We start from the raw sequence: 434 nt of genomic DNA on the forward strand, positions 1-434 counted from the left end.
GGCGCACGCTGCACGTGCTCGACGTGGCGAGCGGGCGGGTGCAGCCGGACGAGCTGCATTGGGTGAAGTTCTCCGGCCTGTCGTGGGCGCACAACGGCTCGGGTTTCTACTATTCGCGCTTCCCCGCACCACCGGCGGACGCGCAGTTCCAGGCGCTGAACGAAAACCAGGCGGTGTATTTCCATCGCCTCGGCACCGCGCAGGATGCCGACCGGCTGATCTATGCGACGCCGGCACAGCCGCGTCGCGGCCACAGCGCTCAGGTGACCGAGGACGGCCGCTGGCTGGTCATCACCACCACCGAGGGCACGGACAATCGCTACGAGATCACCGTGCTCGACCTGACCGATCCAGCCGCGCGGCCGCGCACGATCGTGCCCGGCCTGCAGAACCAATGGTCGCTGGCCGGCAACGTCGGCGCGACATTCTACTGG

1 pseudogene is annotated in these 434 nt (G+C 68.2%); it reads left to right on the forward strand.

The window, feature by feature from the left end:
* Positions 1-434, forward strand: a pseudogene (locus JWG43_RS18525) (prolyl oligopeptidase family serine peptidase); the annotation flags it as partial.

Source organism: Desulfobulbus alkaliphilus (genome assembly GCF_016918545.1).
GTDB classification, from domain to species: Bacteria; Desulfobacterota; Desulfobulbia; order Desulfobulbales; family Desulfobulbaceae; genus Desulfobulbus; species Desulfobulbus alkaliphilus.